Below are 15,783 nucleotides of genomic sequence, written 5' to 3' on the forward strand. Positions count from 1 at the left end.
AGGAGCGCCTTCAAGGTCGCTTCGCGGTCGCCCTTGGGCGGCGGCAGGCGGTTGACGATCGCTTCCAGGACGTCGGGAATGCCGAGGCCGGTCTTGGCCGAAATCATCACGGCATCGGAGGCGTCGATGCCGATCACGTCCTCGATCTGCTGCTTGACCTTGTCCGGCTCGGCGGCGGGCAGGTCGATCTTGTTCAGGACCGGAACGATCTCGTGGTTGTTGTCCAGCGCCTGGTAGACATTGGCGAGCGTCTGTGCCTCGACGCCCTGGCTGGCGTCGACCACGAGCAGGGAACCTTCGCACGCCGCCAGCGAACGCGAGACTTCGTAGGCGAAGTCGACATGACCCGGCGTGTCCATGAGGTTGAAGATGTAATCCTTGCCGTCCTTGGCGCGGTAGTTGAGCCGGACGGTCTGCGCCTTGATGGTGATGCCGCGCTCGCGCTCGATGTCCATGGAATCGAGCACCTGCTCCTTGCCCGCCATTTCGCGTTCCGACAGACCGCCGGTCATCTGGATCAGGCGGTCGGCCAGCGTCGATTTGCCATGATCGATATGGGCGACAATGGAGAAATTGCGGATGTTGGAAATGGGGCCGGTCATGGGGCGCGGGATACCACTCACGTCTCCGTGCGGCAACCATATTGCAGTATTTGAAGGGTTTTTGTTCACGCCAAGCTGATTCCACTTGCGCCGAAAACGCGCTAGGCAACGGCCATGACAAGTACGTCGTTCCTGCCGGCGACCTCGCGTCCAAAAAGGCGCCCGACCCTGCGCCGGGCGGCGGCCTGGCTTGCCGCCCGCGCCTGTGATCCCAGGAGCGGCCCGCTATTGGTCATCCAGTTCGCCGTGCTGCACGCGGTACTGTGGACCTTCATCCTGATCAATCTGAAGGCGGCGCAGGACATCCATATGGATGTCGCGGAGGGGTTTGCCTGGGGTCAGAAATTCCAGCTTGGCTACGGCAAGCATCCGCCGCTGGCGGGGTGGATCGCGGGCCTGTGGTTCAGCGTCTTCCCCGTTACCGATTGGCCGACCTATGCCCTGGCGATGACCACCGTGAGCATCGGTCTGGTCATCTGCTGGTTCATCGCGCTCCGCGTGGTCGACCGCCGGCGCGCGTTCATGGTCGTGGTGATGCTCGCGCTCTACCCGATCTTCAATTTCAAGGGTTTCAAATACAACCCCGACCTGTTGCAGCTCGTTACCCTGCCGCTGCTGGTGCTGGCTTATCTCAACGCGTTCGAAAAACGCAGCTTGCGGTCCGGCATCTGGCTCGGGCTTGCCGGGGCGCTGGCGCTGATGACCAAGTACTGGGTCCTGACCATGATCGGCGCCATCGGGCTTGCGGCGCTGCTTCATCCCGAACGCCTCGCATTCCTGCGCTCGCCGGCGCCGTGGGTTGCCATCGCAACCCTTCTCGTCGCGATGATCCCGCACTTGACCTGGCTTTACGGCGTGCATTTCCTGCCGCTGGTCTACGCCGGCGACGTCTACAGCCTCTCCAGTCAGGGGATGGTTGTGCGGCTGGTGCTGGGCTATGTCGCGCACAATCTGGCGCTTCTCGCGCTGCCGGTGGCGCTGTCGGGTCTCGCGCTTGTGCTGGTGCCGGGGTGGCGCGCGATCCTGGCGAAAAGGCCGGTCGGGCTTCTCGCGCGCAACTGGGCGCGCGGCGCCAACGCAGGCGTGAACCTGTCGCAGGCGCTCAATATCTGGATCGTTCAGTCGGTTGTCGCCATCGGCCCACTGCTCGGCGCGCTCGCCTTCGGCATCTACTTGAAGACCGACTGGGGCATCTCGCTGTTCTTCCTGGTGCCGCTCGCGCTGGTGGCCATACCGACGCTGCGGGTGCCTAAGGCCGCACTGTTCAACATCGCCGCGATCTGGCTGGTGCTCACGCTGGCGACATTGGCCGGCTCGCCCTGGATCGCGAAGACCGAGATGGCGGTCAATCCCAACAACGGCGCGATCTACGGCGCGCGGGCCGAGCTTGCGCGCGAGCTGACGCAGGCCTGGCACACGCGCTTTGCTTCGCGATGGTCGATCGTGGCGGGCATGATGGAGAACATCCAGCCGCTGTCGTTCTACAGTCCCGACCATCCGGTACCGTTCACGCCCGGCGAGATCTGGAGCGCGGGCCTGACGTCAGAGCAGGACGTGAAACGGCTCGGCTTCATCGGGGTGTTCGATCCTGCGGACGGGCGGCTGCCGGCATTCGAGAAGTGGATTGCCGAGGCGGCGCCGCACGCCGAGCGCATCGTCATGACCACGCGCCGCTTCTTCCACGGCCAGCCGGGTCCGACGATGATCTGGAACGTCTATATCGCAGCACCGGCGAAGTGACCGAAGTCATTCCAGGGCGCGCGTAGCGCGAACCATCGTGCGCAAGTGCGCACCGGGGAATCTCGAGATTCCGGGTCTGGTCCTTCGAACCATTCCGGAACGGCGCCTGAAGGCGCGCCATCAGGTGCCTTCTTCGTTGAATTTGGAGGCGACGAGCTCGCTGATGGCGGCGAGCGCCGCCTCGGCTTCCGGACCCATGGCGGAAACGGTAATGGTGGTGCCCGGTCCGGCGGCGAGCATCATCAGGCCCATGATCGACGTGCCGCCGACGGTCTCGGCGCCGCGCGTTACCCACACCTGGGCGTTGAAGCGCTCGACGGCCTGGACGAACTTCGCGGAAGCGCGTGCGTGCAGGCCGCGCTTGTTGATGATGAGAAGTTCCCTGGAAATTGCGCCCTCGGGCACGCCCGGCCCGCGCTGGCCGTCAAGTGGCGCCGCGTCGTCGTCGCTCATTTGCCGGCAAGCACTCGGCTGGCGATGGTGACGTATTTGCGGCCCGCTTCCTGCGCCATCGCGATCGCTTCGGGAAGCGGCCGCTCTTCGCGGACCTTGGCCAGCTTGACCAGCATGGGAAGATTGATGCCCGCGAGCACTTCCACTTTGGGACGGCTCATGCAGGAAATAGCCAGGTTGGACGGCGTTCCGCCGAACATGTCGGTGAGAATGGCCACTCCGTCGCCGGTGTCGACACGATTAACCGCTTCGATGATGTCGCTGCGGCAGAGATCGGAATCATCCTCGGCGCCAATCGTGATCGCCTCTATCTGCTTTTGCGGACCCATGACATGCTCAAGCGCCGCCTTGAATTCGTCGGCAAGGCGCCCGTGAGTCACAAGTACTAGACCAATCATCCGAAAACTCCTCGCGGGCGCTCTCGGTGCACCGCACGAACGCGCCACTTTGACCATCCAGAGCCCCCGCGCAAGAGGGGATGTTTGCGATTCTCCCGGAATCTGGCGGGAAAGAGGGGGAGACGCACGGTCTATTCGGTCGCGATAGTGGAGCTCATATGGTTACCAATTTCCTTCAAACAATCGCCGGAAAGGTTACCGGAAGGTGAACTCTCCGTCGTCGTGAGCGCGGCGATAACCAGGGGGACAGGCGAGAAGCCCCTGCCGACGGGGATTCGTGGTACTTTTGCACCGCAAATACTTGTCGTCAGCGCTTCGCTCCGCGGCAGGCGTTCCGCGTCCCGGGCATCAAGATCCACCACCAGGGCGACGACGGCGCTGTCCACATGGTCGCAGCGGCGGATGCCGAGGCCGCGGATCTCGATCAGTCCCGCCAACCCGGCTGCCGGGCGGACCACGACTTGTCCGTCCTCCGGCGCCAGATAAACGCGGTCATCGCCCACGAGAACTGCCGGCTCGATCAGGCCGGCCCGTCCAGCCAGGATGAGATCGAAGGCGAGGCGCGACTTGCCGGCCCCCGAGGGACCGCGGATCAACGCCGCCCGGTTCCCAACCCTCACGGCCGAAGCGTGAACGCTGGTTCCCTCCAGGCTCATAGCGCGGGAAGCCTGACCACAAAGCGCGCGCCCGCAACCGTCGGCAGGCCGTCCGGTCCGGTCTGGCCCGGCCGGTTCTCCGCCCAGATCCGTCCGCCATGCGCCTCGATGATCTGTTTGGAAATCGACAGGCCCAGTCCAGAATTCTGACCGAAGCCCTGGTGCGGACGGTCGGTATAGAAGCGCTCGAATATCCGCTCGAGCGCATCGTCGCGAATTCCCGGCCCATCGTCGTCAACCACGATCTCGATCTCCGAGCGCACGCGCCGGCAGGTGATGCGCACCTTGCCGCCGGGATTGGAGAAGGACTGCGCGTTGGACAACAGGTTGGAGATCACCTGCCCCAGCCGGGAATCGTGACCCGGTACCGAGAAGCTGTCGGCGGGGCTCGGGCCTTCGAAGCGGGCTTCAACCGTCACGTCGTGGCCGAGCTTGGTCTCGTTGGCGACCGAGGTGAGGGTGGTGAGGAGCCGGCGCAGCTCGACCGGCATGGCGTCCTGCCGCTGCAGCTCGGCGTCGAGCCGGCTGGCATCGGAGATATCGGAGATCAGCCTGTCGAGCCGCTTGACGTCGTGCTCGATCACCGACAACAGGCGCGACCGGCTGTTGTCGTTGCGCGCCAGAGGTAGCGTCTCGACAGCGGAACGCAGCGAGGTCAGCGGGTTCTTCAGTTCATGGGCGACGTCCGCGGCGAACATTTCGATCGCCTCGATGCGATTATAGAGCGCCGCCGTCATGTCGCGAAGGGCGCCGGAGAGATGGCCGATCTCGTCGCGGCGGCGGGTGAAATCGGGGATCTCGACGCGGGTTTTGATGCGGCGGCGGATCCGTTCGGCGCTGTCGGCAAGACGCCGCACCGGGCCTGCGATCGTGCTGGCGAGCAGGAGCGACAGCATGATCATGACGGCAGCGGCGACCCCGCCGACCTTCAGGATCGCCAGCCGTTCCGCGGTGACCATCTGGTCGATGTCGTCGCCCTGGGTGGAGAGCATGAGCGCGCCATGGATGGCGCGCGAGCGCAGCACCGGCACCGCCACCGAGACGATCACCTCGGCGCGTGAATTGACCCGCACCATGCTGCGCTTCTGGCCTTTCAGCGAATCTGCGACCTCCTCGTAGCCGTTGCCGTTTTCGGGGCCGAGCTCGCGATAAAGTGGAAGATCGCCGCGGTTGAGCCAGGTGCGGGCCGCGATCAGCGCGCGCTCGATAATCCCGGGCTTTTCCGCCGAGGGCGGCGGCAGGTCGAAGCGCAGTACATTCTCCAGATTGCGGCTGTCGAGCAGGAGGCCGCCGCTCGGGTCGTAGATGCGGGCCCGCGTCTTGGTCGGCGATATCAGGGTACGCAGCACCGGGGCCACGCGCTCCGGATTTATGGGAAAATCGAGCGGCGAATATTCGTCCGGTGCGCTGGTCTCGCCCGGCTTCAGGTCGAGCAGCCGTTCGGGATCGATGGTAATGGCGTTGGTCTGCACGGTTGCGGAGGCCGCAATCGCCCCGGCGATGATCTCGGCCTGCACCAGCAGACTTTGCGCCCGGGCGTCGATTAGCCCCGCGCGGAACTGCGACAGATAAAGAATGCTGGCAACCAGTGCGACCAGACCCGCCAGGTTGAGCGAGACGATGCGTCGCGTGAGGCTGGAGAAGCTCAGCGCGAAGAAGAATTGTCCGGCGCGGCGCAGCCAGTCCAGCGGCCCCTGCCAGCCCTGCGCGACAGGCTTTTCGTCCGCAGCATTGTCCAAGGCTCGCGACGACGCGTCTTCGTCGGCGTTCAGGCTCGAATGAGGCTGCGTTCGGTCAAGCAATGGCTAAGCCTGCGTTTCGTTCAACCGGCATGCGCGGGCACCCGCATCCTAGCCCAGACCGACGGCCGCGTCAGTCAGCAACCCCGCGCGAAACTGTTCGGCTCAGGCTTCCTTGAAGCGATAGCCCACCCCGTAAAGGGTCTCGATCATCTCGAACTCGGGATCGACCACCTTGAACTTCTTGCGCAGGCGTTTGATGTGGCTGTCGATGGTCCGGTCGTCGACATAGACCTGGTCGTCATACGCCGCGTCCATCAGCGCGTTGCGGCTTTTCACCACGCCCGGACGTGTCGCCAGGGCCTGCAGGATCAGGAATTCCGTCACCGTCAGTGTCACCGGCTCGTTCTTCCAGGTGCAGGTATGCCGCTCCGGATCCATGCGCAGAAGGCCACGGTCCAGCGCCTTGGCATCGTTCTCCTTCGGCGCGGCGGTCGGATCCTTCGGCGCCGCACGGCGCAGCACCGCCTTGACGCGCTCGACCAAAAGGCGCTGCGAAAACGGCTTACGAATGAAATCGTCGGCGCCCATCTTGAGCCCGAACAATTCGTCGATCTCCTCGTCCTTGGAGGTGAGAAAGATCACGGGCAGATCGGACTTTTGCCGGAGCCGACGCAAAGTCTCCATGCCGTCCATGCGCGGCATCTTGATGTCGAGAATGGCGAGATCGGGTTGGGTGGTGCGGAAGCCGTCCAGCGCCGAAGCGCCGTCGGTGTAGGTCATGATACGGTAGCCTTCGGCTTCCAGCGCAATCGAGACGGATGTGAGAATGTTGCGGTCGTCGTCGACCAAAGCGATTGTGGGCATGAGCCTGCTTTCCGTTTGGAGTGGCAGAAACGGCGAGCAATCCAGTGATGCGCCGCATACATGGGCTTCGAACACAGCCACCGAGCAGTGCAAGCTGGGCTGAAGTGTGACCAAGTTCCGTTAAACACGCCGCCCGGCGACGCGCCTCGTCCATATAGGACTCCGTTTACCTGAAATAAGCCCCGTCATGCAACCGATTGACTAGGAAAGAAGCATGCAGCCGACCTCCAATTTCGACCCGGCCAAGCTCGCAAAGTCCCTGCTTCGGCGCAGCCGGCAGGGCGCCTTGGCGACGTTGATGACCGGGACCGGCGATCCCTACTGCGCGCTGGCCAATGTCGCGAGCCATCCTGATGGTTCGCCGATCCTCCTGATCTCGGCCCTGGCGGTCCACACCAGGAATATTCTTGCCGACAACCGGGTGTCGCTGATGCTGGATGAGCGGGCGCCCGGTGATCCGCTGGAGGGGGCGCGAATCATGCTGGTCGGCAAGGCCGAGGCGGCGGCGCAAAGCGAGCTGGAACTGGTTCGCCGCCGCTACCTCAGTGCCCATCCGTCCGCGGAAGCATTTGTTTCCTTTGCAGATTTTTCGTTCTACCGGATTCACCCGGCATGGACCCATCTGGTTGCCGGATTCGGCCGGATCCTGGATCTTAAGGCCGACCGGTTCATCATCGACCTCGCCGGTGCCGAGGCGCTGGTAGAAGCCGAACCCGATATCATCGAGCACATGAACACCGACCATCGCGACACGATGAATCTCTACGCGAGGCGGCTGCTTGCGGCGGCCGAAGCCGACTGGCGCTGCTCCGGCTGCGACCCAGAAGGTATCGACATGCAGTCGGGCCAGACCGTGCTCCGGCTCGAGTTCCCCCAGCCCGTCAGCACGCCTTTGGAGCTGCGCAAGACGCTTGTGCAGTTGGCGGATGAAGCCAGAAAAAAAGAGCTGGGTTCCCTTGGCAAGGTTCCTTGAACGGCGGGGCGCCTCGCTGCGACCTATGGCAGATTTCGCGCGAGAGTTCCCATGAAAAGATGCAATCGAGTGGCGCTGACAGTGTGCGTGGCGCTGGCCGCGTGCGCCTGCCTGGCCAGCCCGTCATCTGCCGAAGGCCTGGCGGCGCAGAGCGGCAAGGTGATCGAACTTGGCCGCGCCGGAAAATACGCTGAGGCGATCGCGCTGGCGCAAGCCATGTTGGCGAATCTCGAGAAGGGCCCGCCCAATCGCGATGTTGCGGGCGCGCTGAACAATGTCGCGCAGCTCTATGGCGACGTCGGTCGGGACGCAGATGCCGAGCCGATATTCAAGCGCGCGATTGCCACCATGGAAAAGGCGGTCGGTGTCGATTCCGTCGAGATGGCGCCTCTGCTGAACAATCTCGGTGCGCTCTACCAGCGGCAGCTCCGCTACTCGGAAGCCGAGCCGTTGTTCAAGCGCGCGCTTGTGCTCCGCGAAAGGTCGCTTTCGGCCGGTCATCCCGACGTAGGTCAGGCCCTGAATAATCTCGCGACCTTCTATGAGCGCCAGGACCGCCATGCCGATTCCGAACCGCTGTTCAAGCGCGCGCTCGCGATTTACGAGAAGGCGGCGGGTCCGGAACATCCCGCGGTCGCAACACTCCTGAACAATCTGGGGCAGGTCTACAAGGCCGAGGGACGCGACGGCGACGCCGAGCCATTGATCAAGCGCTCGCTTGCGATCCGCGAAAGGCGGTTCGGACCGAGCCATCCCGACGTCGCACGCTCGCTGAACAATCTGGCGGACCTCTATCAGCGCGAAAGACGCTTTGTCGAGGCCGAGCCGCTGTTCAAGCGCGCGCTTGCCATCCGCGAAGCCGCCGTCGGTCCCGATCATCCCGACACGGCCGCCTCAGTGAACAATCTCGCTGCACTCTACCAGGCTCAGGGCCGCACCGCGGATGCCTTGCCGCTGGTGGAACGGATGACCGCGGGCCGTCGCGCGCAGCTGCGCGTGGCGCTTCCGGTCCTGTTTGCGGCTCGGCAACAGCAATTGATGCCGCAAGACAAGGCGCTGGATGACGCGCTCGGCGCAATCCAGCGCGGCACGCAATCTTCCGCCGCGTCCGCGGTGAACAAGCTCGCGGTGCGCCTTGCCGCCGGCAGCGACCGGCTTGCCGAGCTGGTCCGCAAGGACCAGGACCTCGGCGCGGAAGCGGAGGCGCTCGACAAGTCGATCATCGCCGCGGTCTCCAAGGAGGCCGCCAAGCGCGATGCCGCCGCGGAACAGCGCAGCCGGCAACGGCTGGCCGCCATTTCCGCCGAGCGAGCCGGTCTGCAGAAGATCCTGGCGGTCGAATTTCCCGACTACGCCGCGCTCTCCAACCCCCTGCCGCTGACGGCAAAGGAGATTCAGGCGCTTCTGTCGACCGACGAAGCCATGGTGCTGTACTCGGTCGTCGACAAGGAAAGCTACGTGGTCGCGATCACGCGCGATGGCATCGACTGGAAACAGACGCCCCTGGGCAGCGACGCGATCACGCAAAAGATAGCCGCCTTCCGCCGCGGCCTCGACGTCGGCAAGGCGAGCGATGCTACCGGCAAGGCAGGTTTGTTTGATCTTGCGCTCGCCAACGAGCTTTATGTGGCGCTGCTCGGCCCGGTCGAGGCGCTCACGAAGGACAGGCGCAGCCTGCTCGTGGTGCCGTCAGGCGCGCTGACGGCCCTGCCCTTCCATCTCCTGGTCACCGAGAAGCCGCCTGCGGCGATTCCCGAAAAGCTCGACGGCTACCGGAACGCCGCCTGGCTGCTGCGGCGTCAGGCCGTCTCGGTGCTGCCGTCGGTGGCGAGCCTGAAATCCTTGCGCGCGTTCGCGCGCAAGGACCAGGGCGTCAAACCAATGACCGGGTTCGGTGATCCCTTGTTCAATCCGGGTCAGGAAGGACTCTCGGACAAGAGAACAACCCGGCCCAAGGTCGCCGCGCGCAACATCGCGACCATCGCCTACAGCGATTTCTGGCAGGGCGCGGGCGTCGATCGCGCCCGGCTTGCGCAGGCGCTGCCGCAATTGCCCGACACCGCGGACGAGCTAAACGCCGTGGCAAAGGACGTCGGCGCCGCGCCTTCGGACGTCCATCTCGGCAGAGATGCGAGCGAAACGACGGTCAAGCGCGCACGACTTGCCGACTACAGCATCGTCTATTTCGCAACCCACGGGCTGGTCGCCGGCGACGTCAAGGGATTGGGCGAGCCCTCGCTTGCATTGTCCATTCCCGCGGTTGCGTCCGACTTCGACGACGGGCTGCTCACGGCGAGCGAAGTCGCGCAGCTCAAGCTGAATGCCGACTGGGTGGTCCTGTCCGCCTGCAACACCATTGCCGGCGACAAGCCGGGAGCCGAAGCGCTGTCGGGACTGGCACGGTCCTTCTTCTATGCGGGAGCGCGCGCGCTGCTCGTTTCGCATTGGGCCGTCGACTCGGAGGCGGCGACCCGGCTCACGACGTCGACCTTTGATCTTTTGAGAGACGATCCGCGCATGGGCCGCGCGGAGGCATTGCGCCGCGCAATGCTGACCTACCTTGAGGATTCGTCTTCACCGCGGAACGCGTACCCCGCGTTGTGGGCTCCCTTTGCGCTGATCGGCGAGGGAGCCGCACGATAATCACGTGATCGTGCCAATTGTGCGATGCGGCGTGTTCGATCTCGCACGCGCGTGAATGCCGCAATGCGCCCGATTGTTGCACCGAGTGCCTGTCCGAAAGGCAGATTCGACGTTGAGGTTCCAAATTGATCAAGTCGCGCGGGATCGGCTTGGCAATACCGGCGTTCATCACTAAGGTCGCTCAGATAAGACCGACGGCTTCAACGTAACGGTCGCCGCGACGACGGGCAGCTTGGGCAGGCTGCACCGAACGACAACGCGGATTCGAGGAGGATGGTTCGTGCAAGAAACCGGCGTGCGCAACGGCGCCTTCGGCGCCGACAAATTCGGCCTTCAGAATCTCAAACGGGTGCACTGGAATCTGGGTGCGCCCCAGCTGTACCAATATTCACTGGCCGCAGGCGAGGCGGTGCTCTCGGCCGACGGCGCGCTTTGTGCGGACACCGGCGAATTCACCGGCCGCAGCCCGAAGGACAAGTTCACCGTCCGCGACGGCACCACCGACAAGAGGATGTGGTGGGCCGGTAATCAGTCGATCACGTCCGAGCAGTTCGAAGCATTGTATAGGGATTTCCTCGAGCACGCCGAAGGCAAGACGCTTTATGCGCAAGATCTCTATGGCGGCGCCGATCCAACCTACCGGATCAAGACACGGGTCTTCACCGAGCTCGCCTGGCATTCGCTGTTCATCCGCACCCTTCTGATCCGGCCGCAGGCGATCGAGCTCTCGACCTTCGTGCCCGAGCTCACCATGATCGATATGCCGAGCTTCCGCGCCGATCCCGAACGACACGGCGTGCGCTCGGAGAACGTGGTTGCAATCGATTTCGCCCGCAGGATCGTCCTGATCGGCGGGTCCTATTATGCCGGCGAGATGAAGAAGTCGGTTTTCACGACGCTGAACTATTACCTGCCCGAGCGCGGCGTGATGCCGATGCACTGCTCGGCCAACGTCGGGCCTGCGGGTGACACTGCGATCTTCTTCGGCCTCTCCGGCACCGGCAAGACCACGCTGTCGGCCGACCCGAAGCGCACGCTGATCGGGGACGACGAGCATGGCTGGGGTCCAGAAGGCGTCTTCAATTTCGAAGGCGGCTGCTATGCCAAATGCATCAAGCTGTCGAAGGAAGCCGAGCCCGAGATCTGGGCGGCCAGCAAACGCTTCGGCGCGGTGCTGGAAAACGTGGTGCTCAACGAGGACACCCGGGAGGTGGACTTCAACGACGGTTCCAAGACCGAGAACACCCGCTCTGCCTATCCGCTCGATTTCATCCCCAACGCCTCGCGGACCGGCAGGGCGCCGCATCCGAAGAACGTGGTGATGCTGGCCGCCGACGCCTTCGGCGTGCTGCCGCCGATCGCCAAACTGTCGCCGGCGCAGGCGATGTATCATTTCCTCTCCGGCTACACCGCCAAGGTCGCCGGCACCGAGCGCGGCCTCGGCAACGAGCCGCAGCCGGAATTCTCCACCTGCTTCGGCTCGCCCTTCCTGCCGCTCGATCCATCGGTCTACGGCAACATGCTGCGCGATTTGATCGCAGGGCACGATGTCGACTGCTGGCTGGTCAATACCGGGTGGACCGGCGGCAAGTACGGCGTCGGCAGCCGCATGCCGATCAAGGTGACGCGCGCGCTGCTCACCGCGGCGCTCGATGGTTCCCTGCGCAACGTCGAATTCCGCACCGACAAGTATTTCGGCTTTGCGGTGCCCACGGCGCTGCCGGGCGTGCCGAGCGAGATCCTCAATCCGGTCAACACCTGGCACGACAAGGGCGAGTTCGACAGGACGGCCCGTGCGCTAATTGGCATGTTCCAGAAGAACTTCGCCAAGTTCGAGGCCCAGGTCGATCCCGATGTGCGCGCGGCCGCACCGGACCTGCGGCTCGCGGCGGAGTAGATTCACACGGCGTCATTGCCGGGTCTGTCCCGGCAATACGGCTCAAGGCGAAAACACTTGTTGTGACGGATGCGCGGATCAGGCCCGCGCATCACGAGCTACGCCTTGAAATAGGCGATCTGGGTCGTGGTCGCGAGCAGGCGGCCGCTCGGCGACCACAATTCGCCGTGCTGGTCGCCGTAGCTGCGGTGGAAGATCTTGGCGTCGGCGACCGCGAGCACGCGCGTGATGTCCTCGGCCGCGAGCTCTTCGGTGGCGGCGTGAAAATAGGTCGTGATCGAGACGGTTCCGAACGGGACCATTTCGCCCTTGGCATGGAAGATGCGGCCGAAGAAGGCGTCCGACATCGACATCAGAGAGAGGCAATCGATGTTTCTCGGCACGCGGTCACTGATCCACAATTTCGAATAGGCGCTGGACGGCGCGGCGTGCGGCGTGCCGACTTTGAGTTCGCCCTCGACAAAGCGGAAGTCGTACTGCTTGACCCAGGACATGCTGAGCTTGGCGAAGGGCAACGTCTCTTCGAACGGCTTTGCGTCCGGCGGTGTTACCGGCTGGTGCGACCAGGATGGGCGCCGTTCGGCGAACACGGCGGTCGCGAGCGTCGCGACGTCTCCGCCGTCTTGCGAAAGCTCGACGCACCAGTGCTGGGTGGAACGGTTCGCTTTCACCAGGCGGACGTCGAGGTCGAACGGGCCTTGAGCGATGGGGGCGCAGAAATTCACGGTCAGCGCCAACGGATCGCCGGAGCATTGCGGATGCTCGATCAGCGCGCGCAGGATGGTGGCGGCTGTGACCCCGCCGAACGGACCGACAAAGGCCCAGTAGTCATCGCTGGTGTGTCCCCGCCAGCGGCTGTCGCCGGCGGTGACACGCGTGGCATCGTCGAACACGTGGGTGGATCTTGTGAGCATCGCATTCCTCGCAACCTGCCAATCCGTCTTTGCGAGGAGCGAAGCGACGAAGCAATCCAGACCAGTTGCATGGCGATGTTTCTGGATTGCTTTGCGCGCCTGTCATCGGGCGCGTATTCGCGCGACCCGTTGGCTCGCAAAGACGAGCTGAAGCATTAGTCCCAGTATCGCCGCCGCCGAAATAAATTCAATGACGTTCCGGGTAATGCTGATTTCGCGTGCCGGAATTTCAGCGCGTGGCGCCGCGCTGAAGTTCTTCTTCCTGCAGCGGGCCCGGAGCGGGGTGCACGGGCACGGTCCAGATCTCCTCGGCATATTCGCGAATGGTGCGGTCGGAGGAGAACCACGCCATGCGGGCTACGTTGAGGATGGCGGCACGTGTCCATGCCGGCACCACCTGCCAGCGCGCATCAATGCCGCGCTGGCACTCGTAGTAGGAATCGAAATCGGCGCTGACCATGTAGTGGTCGAGATACCGGAGCGCATGCGCGATCGACTCGAAGCGGCGGGGATCGCCGGGCGAGAACTCCCCGCTGCCGATCGCATCGATGGCGCGCGCCAGCCGCGGCGAGTTGCGGATCGCGTCGGAAGCATCGAGCCCCTGCTTTCGTCGTACAATGACGTCCATCGCCTCCATGCCGAAGATCGCGATGTTTTCGGCGCCGACATGATCGCGGATTTCGATATTGGCGCCGTCCAGCGTGCCGATCGTAATTGCACCGTTCAGCGCCAGCTTCATGTTGCCGGTCCCGGAGGCCTCCATGCCGGCGGTGGAGATCTGCTCGGAGAGGTCGGCGGCGGGGATGATCACTTCCGCGAGGCTGACGTTGTAGTCCGGCAGGAACGCGACCTTGAGAAGACCGCGGATCGATGCGTCGTTGTTGACGATCTCGGCGACGTCATTGATCAGCTTGATGATCAGCTTGGCGTAGCGGTAGCTCGCCGCCGCCTTGCCGGCGAAGATCTTCACGCGCGGTACCCAGTCGCGGTTGGGATCGTCCTTGATTGCCTGATAGAGGGCAATCGTCTCCAGGATATTGAGGAGCTGACGCTTGTATTCGTGGATGCGCTTGATCTGCACGTCGAACAGCGCGCCAGGGTCGACCCAGATGTTGAGCCGCTCGGCAATCAGGCGCGCCAGTGCCATCTTGTTGTGGCGCTTCACGCTACGGAATTGCTGCTGGAATGCATTGTCGCTGGCGCGCGCCTCCAGCAGTTCCAGCCTGTTCGGATCGTCGAGCACGGCGTTGCCGCAGGCCTCGCGCAACAGTTTTGTCAGCTTCGGATTGGCGAGCATCAGCCAGCGCCGGAAGGTGATGCCGTTGGTCTTGTTGACGATGCGGCTGGGATAGAGATGGTTCAGATCGTGGAAGACGGTCTCGCGCATCAAATCGGAATGCATCGCCGAGACGCCGTTGATACGGTGCGAGCCGACGAACGCCAGCTGCCCCATCCGCACGCGCCGACCGCTCTTCTCGTCGATCAGCGAGACCGAGGCGCGGAAATCGATGTCGCCGGGGCAGCGCGCTTCCGCCAACGCCAGATGGTTGACGTTGATGCGGTAGATGATCTCCAGGTGCCGCGGCAACAGCCGCTCGAACAGTTCGACGGGCCAGGTCTCCAGCGCTTCGGGAAGCAGCGTGTGGTTGGTGTAGGACAGTGTCGCGACAGTGATCTTCCAGGCCTCGTCCCAGCGGAAGTTGTGCAGGTCGATCAGGATCCGCATCAGCTCGGCGACCGCGAGACTCGGATGCGTGTCGTTGAGCTGCACCGCCACTTTCATGGCGAGGCTGCGCAGCTGCCCGTCGGCGGTCATGTGGCGCTTGACGAGATCCTGCAGCGAAGCGGAGACGAAGAAATATTCCTGCCGGAGCCGCAGCTCGCGGCCGGCGTGGCTTTCGTCGTTCGGATAGAGGAACTTGCAGATCGCCTCGGCCCGCGCCTCCTCGGCGCTGGCGCTGACATAGTCGCCGGTGTTGAAGACGTCGAGCCTCAGCGGGTCGGACGCCCGCGCCGACCACAGCCTCAGCGCGTTGACGTGCTGGCCGCGCCAGCCGACGATCGGGGTGTCGTAGGCGACCGCCTGCACGGTCTCCGCCGGATGCCAGATCGCGCGGTCGCGCCCCTTGTCGTCGACATGTTCGACGCCGCCGCCGAAATGGATCTGGTAGACCACTTCCGGCCGCTGCAGTTCCCAGGGGTTGCCAAAGCTCAGCCATTCGTCCGGATATTCCTGCTGCCAGCCGTTGTTGATGAACTGGCGGAACAGCCCGAAATCGTAGCGGATGCCATAGCCGATTGCCGGAATGGCCAGCGTCGCCATGCTTTCCATGAAGCAGGCGGCAAGACGCCCAAGACCGCCGTTGCCCAGCGCCGCATCTGGCTCGCATTTGCGCAGGTCCGACAGATTGACGCCGAGGTCGCCGAGCGCCGCGTCGAACACGGACAGCAGCCCCATATTGTTCAGCGCGTCGCTGAACAGCCGCCCGATCAGGAACTCGAGCGACAGATAGTAGACCCGCTTGCGGCCGGCATCGTAGCTCTCCTTCTCGGAGGTCAGCCATCGGTGCACGATGCGGTCGCGCAAGGCGAGCGCTGCAGCCTTGTACCAGTCGTGCCGCGTCGCCACGCTTGCGTCCTTGCCGATGGCGAGCCGCAGCTTGGCCAGGATCGCGCCCTTGATCTCGGCAAGCGTCAGTTCATCAATCGGGTGGTCGGGCGTCGGATAATGGAACAACTGATCGTGCAACTTCGCATCCTGACAGTGTGACAAGCCAAATCATACGCGCCTTGCTGCGCAACCGAAACCCGGGTTGCCGCGGGTGCGGGTTGCCTGGTTGCCCCAAAGGTTCCCCGCAAGGACCGGGCCGCCAAATCCACCTGAACCCGCCGGGTTGCGGC

12 protein-coding genes are annotated in these 15,783 nt (G+C 64.0%); 4 read left to right on the top strand and 8 right to left on the bottom strand.

The window, feature by feature from the left end; genetic code table 11:
- The coding region (locus HY852_RS03675) for a GTP-binding protein (RefSeq protein WP_291602729.1) at positions 1-602 on the bottom strand (602 nt) is incomplete at its 3' end.
- A gap of 114 nt (positions 603-716) precedes the next feature.
- On the opposite strand from HY852_RS03675, the gene HY852_RS03680 reads away from it, so the two are divergent.
- Positions 717-2,342, top strand: a complete 1,626-nt coding sequence (locus HY852_RS03680; protein WP_291602731.1) for a glycosyltransferase family 39 protein — start codon at positions 717-719, stop codon at positions 2,340-2,342.
- A 120-nt stretch (positions 2,343-2,462) separates the two neighbouring features.
- On the opposite strand, the gene HY852_RS03685 is transcribed toward HY852_RS03680, so the two are convergent.
- The 5 genes from HY852_RS03685 to HY852_RS03705 all read right to left on the bottom strand — a co-directional run bounded on the left by HY852_RS03685 (position 2,463) and on the right by HY852_RS03705 (position 6,455).
- On the bottom strand, positions 2,463-2,795 hold the full coding sequence (locus HY852_RS03685) for an HPr family phosphocarrier protein (RefSeq protein ID WP_291602733.1): 333 nt from the start codon (positions 2,793-2,795) through the stop codon (positions 2,463-2,465).
- The gene (locus HY852_RS03690; protein ID WP_291602804.1) at positions 2,792-3,193 is read right to left on the bottom strand and encodes a PTS sugar transporter subunit IIA; all 402 of its coding nucleotides are present in this window, start codon (positions 3,191-3,193) and stop codon (positions 2,792-2,794) included. The genes HY852_RS03685 and HY852_RS03690 overlap by 4 nt, the downstream gene beginning before the upstream one ends.
- A gap of 131 nt (positions 3,194-3,324) precedes the next feature.
- Positions 3,325-3,849: an HPr kinase/phosphorylase gene (locus HY852_RS03695; protein ID WP_291602735.1), complete on the bottom strand. Its 525-nt coding sequence runs from the start codon at positions 3,847-3,849 to the stop codon at positions 3,325-3,327.
- On the bottom strand, positions 3,846-5,651 hold the full coding sequence (locus HY852_RS03700; RefSeq protein ID WP_291602737.1) for a sensor histidine kinase: 1,806 nt from the start codon (positions 5,649-5,651) through the stop codon (positions 3,846-3,848). Before HY852_RS03700 ends, HY852_RS03695 begins: the two co-directional genes overlap by 4 nt.
- A 102-nt stretch (positions 5,652-5,753) precedes the next feature.
- Entirely contained in the window at positions 5,754-6,455 is a 702-nt protein-coding gene (locus HY852_RS03705) for a response regulator transcription factor (protein WP_291602738.1), read from the bottom strand.
- 214 nt (positions 6,456-6,669) lie between these two features.
- On the opposite strand from HY852_RS03705, the gene HY852_RS03710 reads away from it, so the two are divergent.
- The 3 genes from HY852_RS03710 (at position 6,670) to HY852_RS03720 (ending at position 11,968) form a co-directional block, all read left to right on the top strand.
- Positions 6,670-7,428, top strand: coding sequence for a DUF2470 domain-containing protein (locus HY852_RS03710; protein WP_291602739.1), 759 nt, complete (start codon positions 6,670-6,672; stop codon positions 7,426-7,428).
- Between the two features lie 51 nt (positions 7,429-7,479).
- Positions 7,480-10,071, top strand: coding sequence for a tetratricopeptide repeat protein (locus HY852_RS03715; protein WP_291602742.1), 2,592 nt, complete (start codon positions 7,480-7,482; stop codon positions 10,069-10,071).
- 280 nt (positions 10,072-10,351) lie between these two features.
- Entirely contained in the window at positions 10,352-11,968 is a 1,617-nt protein-coding gene (locus tag HY852_RS03720; protein WP_291602743.1) for a phosphoenolpyruvate carboxykinase, read from the top strand.
- Between the two features lie 98 nt (positions 11,969-12,066).
- Here HY852_RS03720 and HY852_RS03725 read toward each other — a convergent pair whose 3' ends face one another.
- A complete protein-coding gene (locus HY852_RS03725) occupies positions 12,067-12,882 on the bottom strand; it encodes a thioesterase family protein (RefSeq protein ID WP_291602744.1) in 816 nt (271 codons plus the stop codon).
- Between the two features lie 229 nt (positions 12,883-13,111).
- Positions 13,112-15,631 (bottom strand): glycogen/starch/alpha-glucan phosphorylase, encoded by a 2,520-nt coding sequence (locus HY852_RS03730; protein WP_291602746.1) that lies wholly within the window; start codon positions 15,629-15,631, stop codon positions 13,112-13,114.
- Between the last annotated feature and the right edge of the window lie 152 nt (positions 15,632-15,783).

The sequence above is a fragment of the Bradyrhizobium sp. genome, from assembly GCF_016213215.1.
Classification (GTDB): Bacteria; Pseudomonadota; Alphaproteobacteria; order Rhizobiales; family Xanthobacteraceae; genus Bradyrhizobium.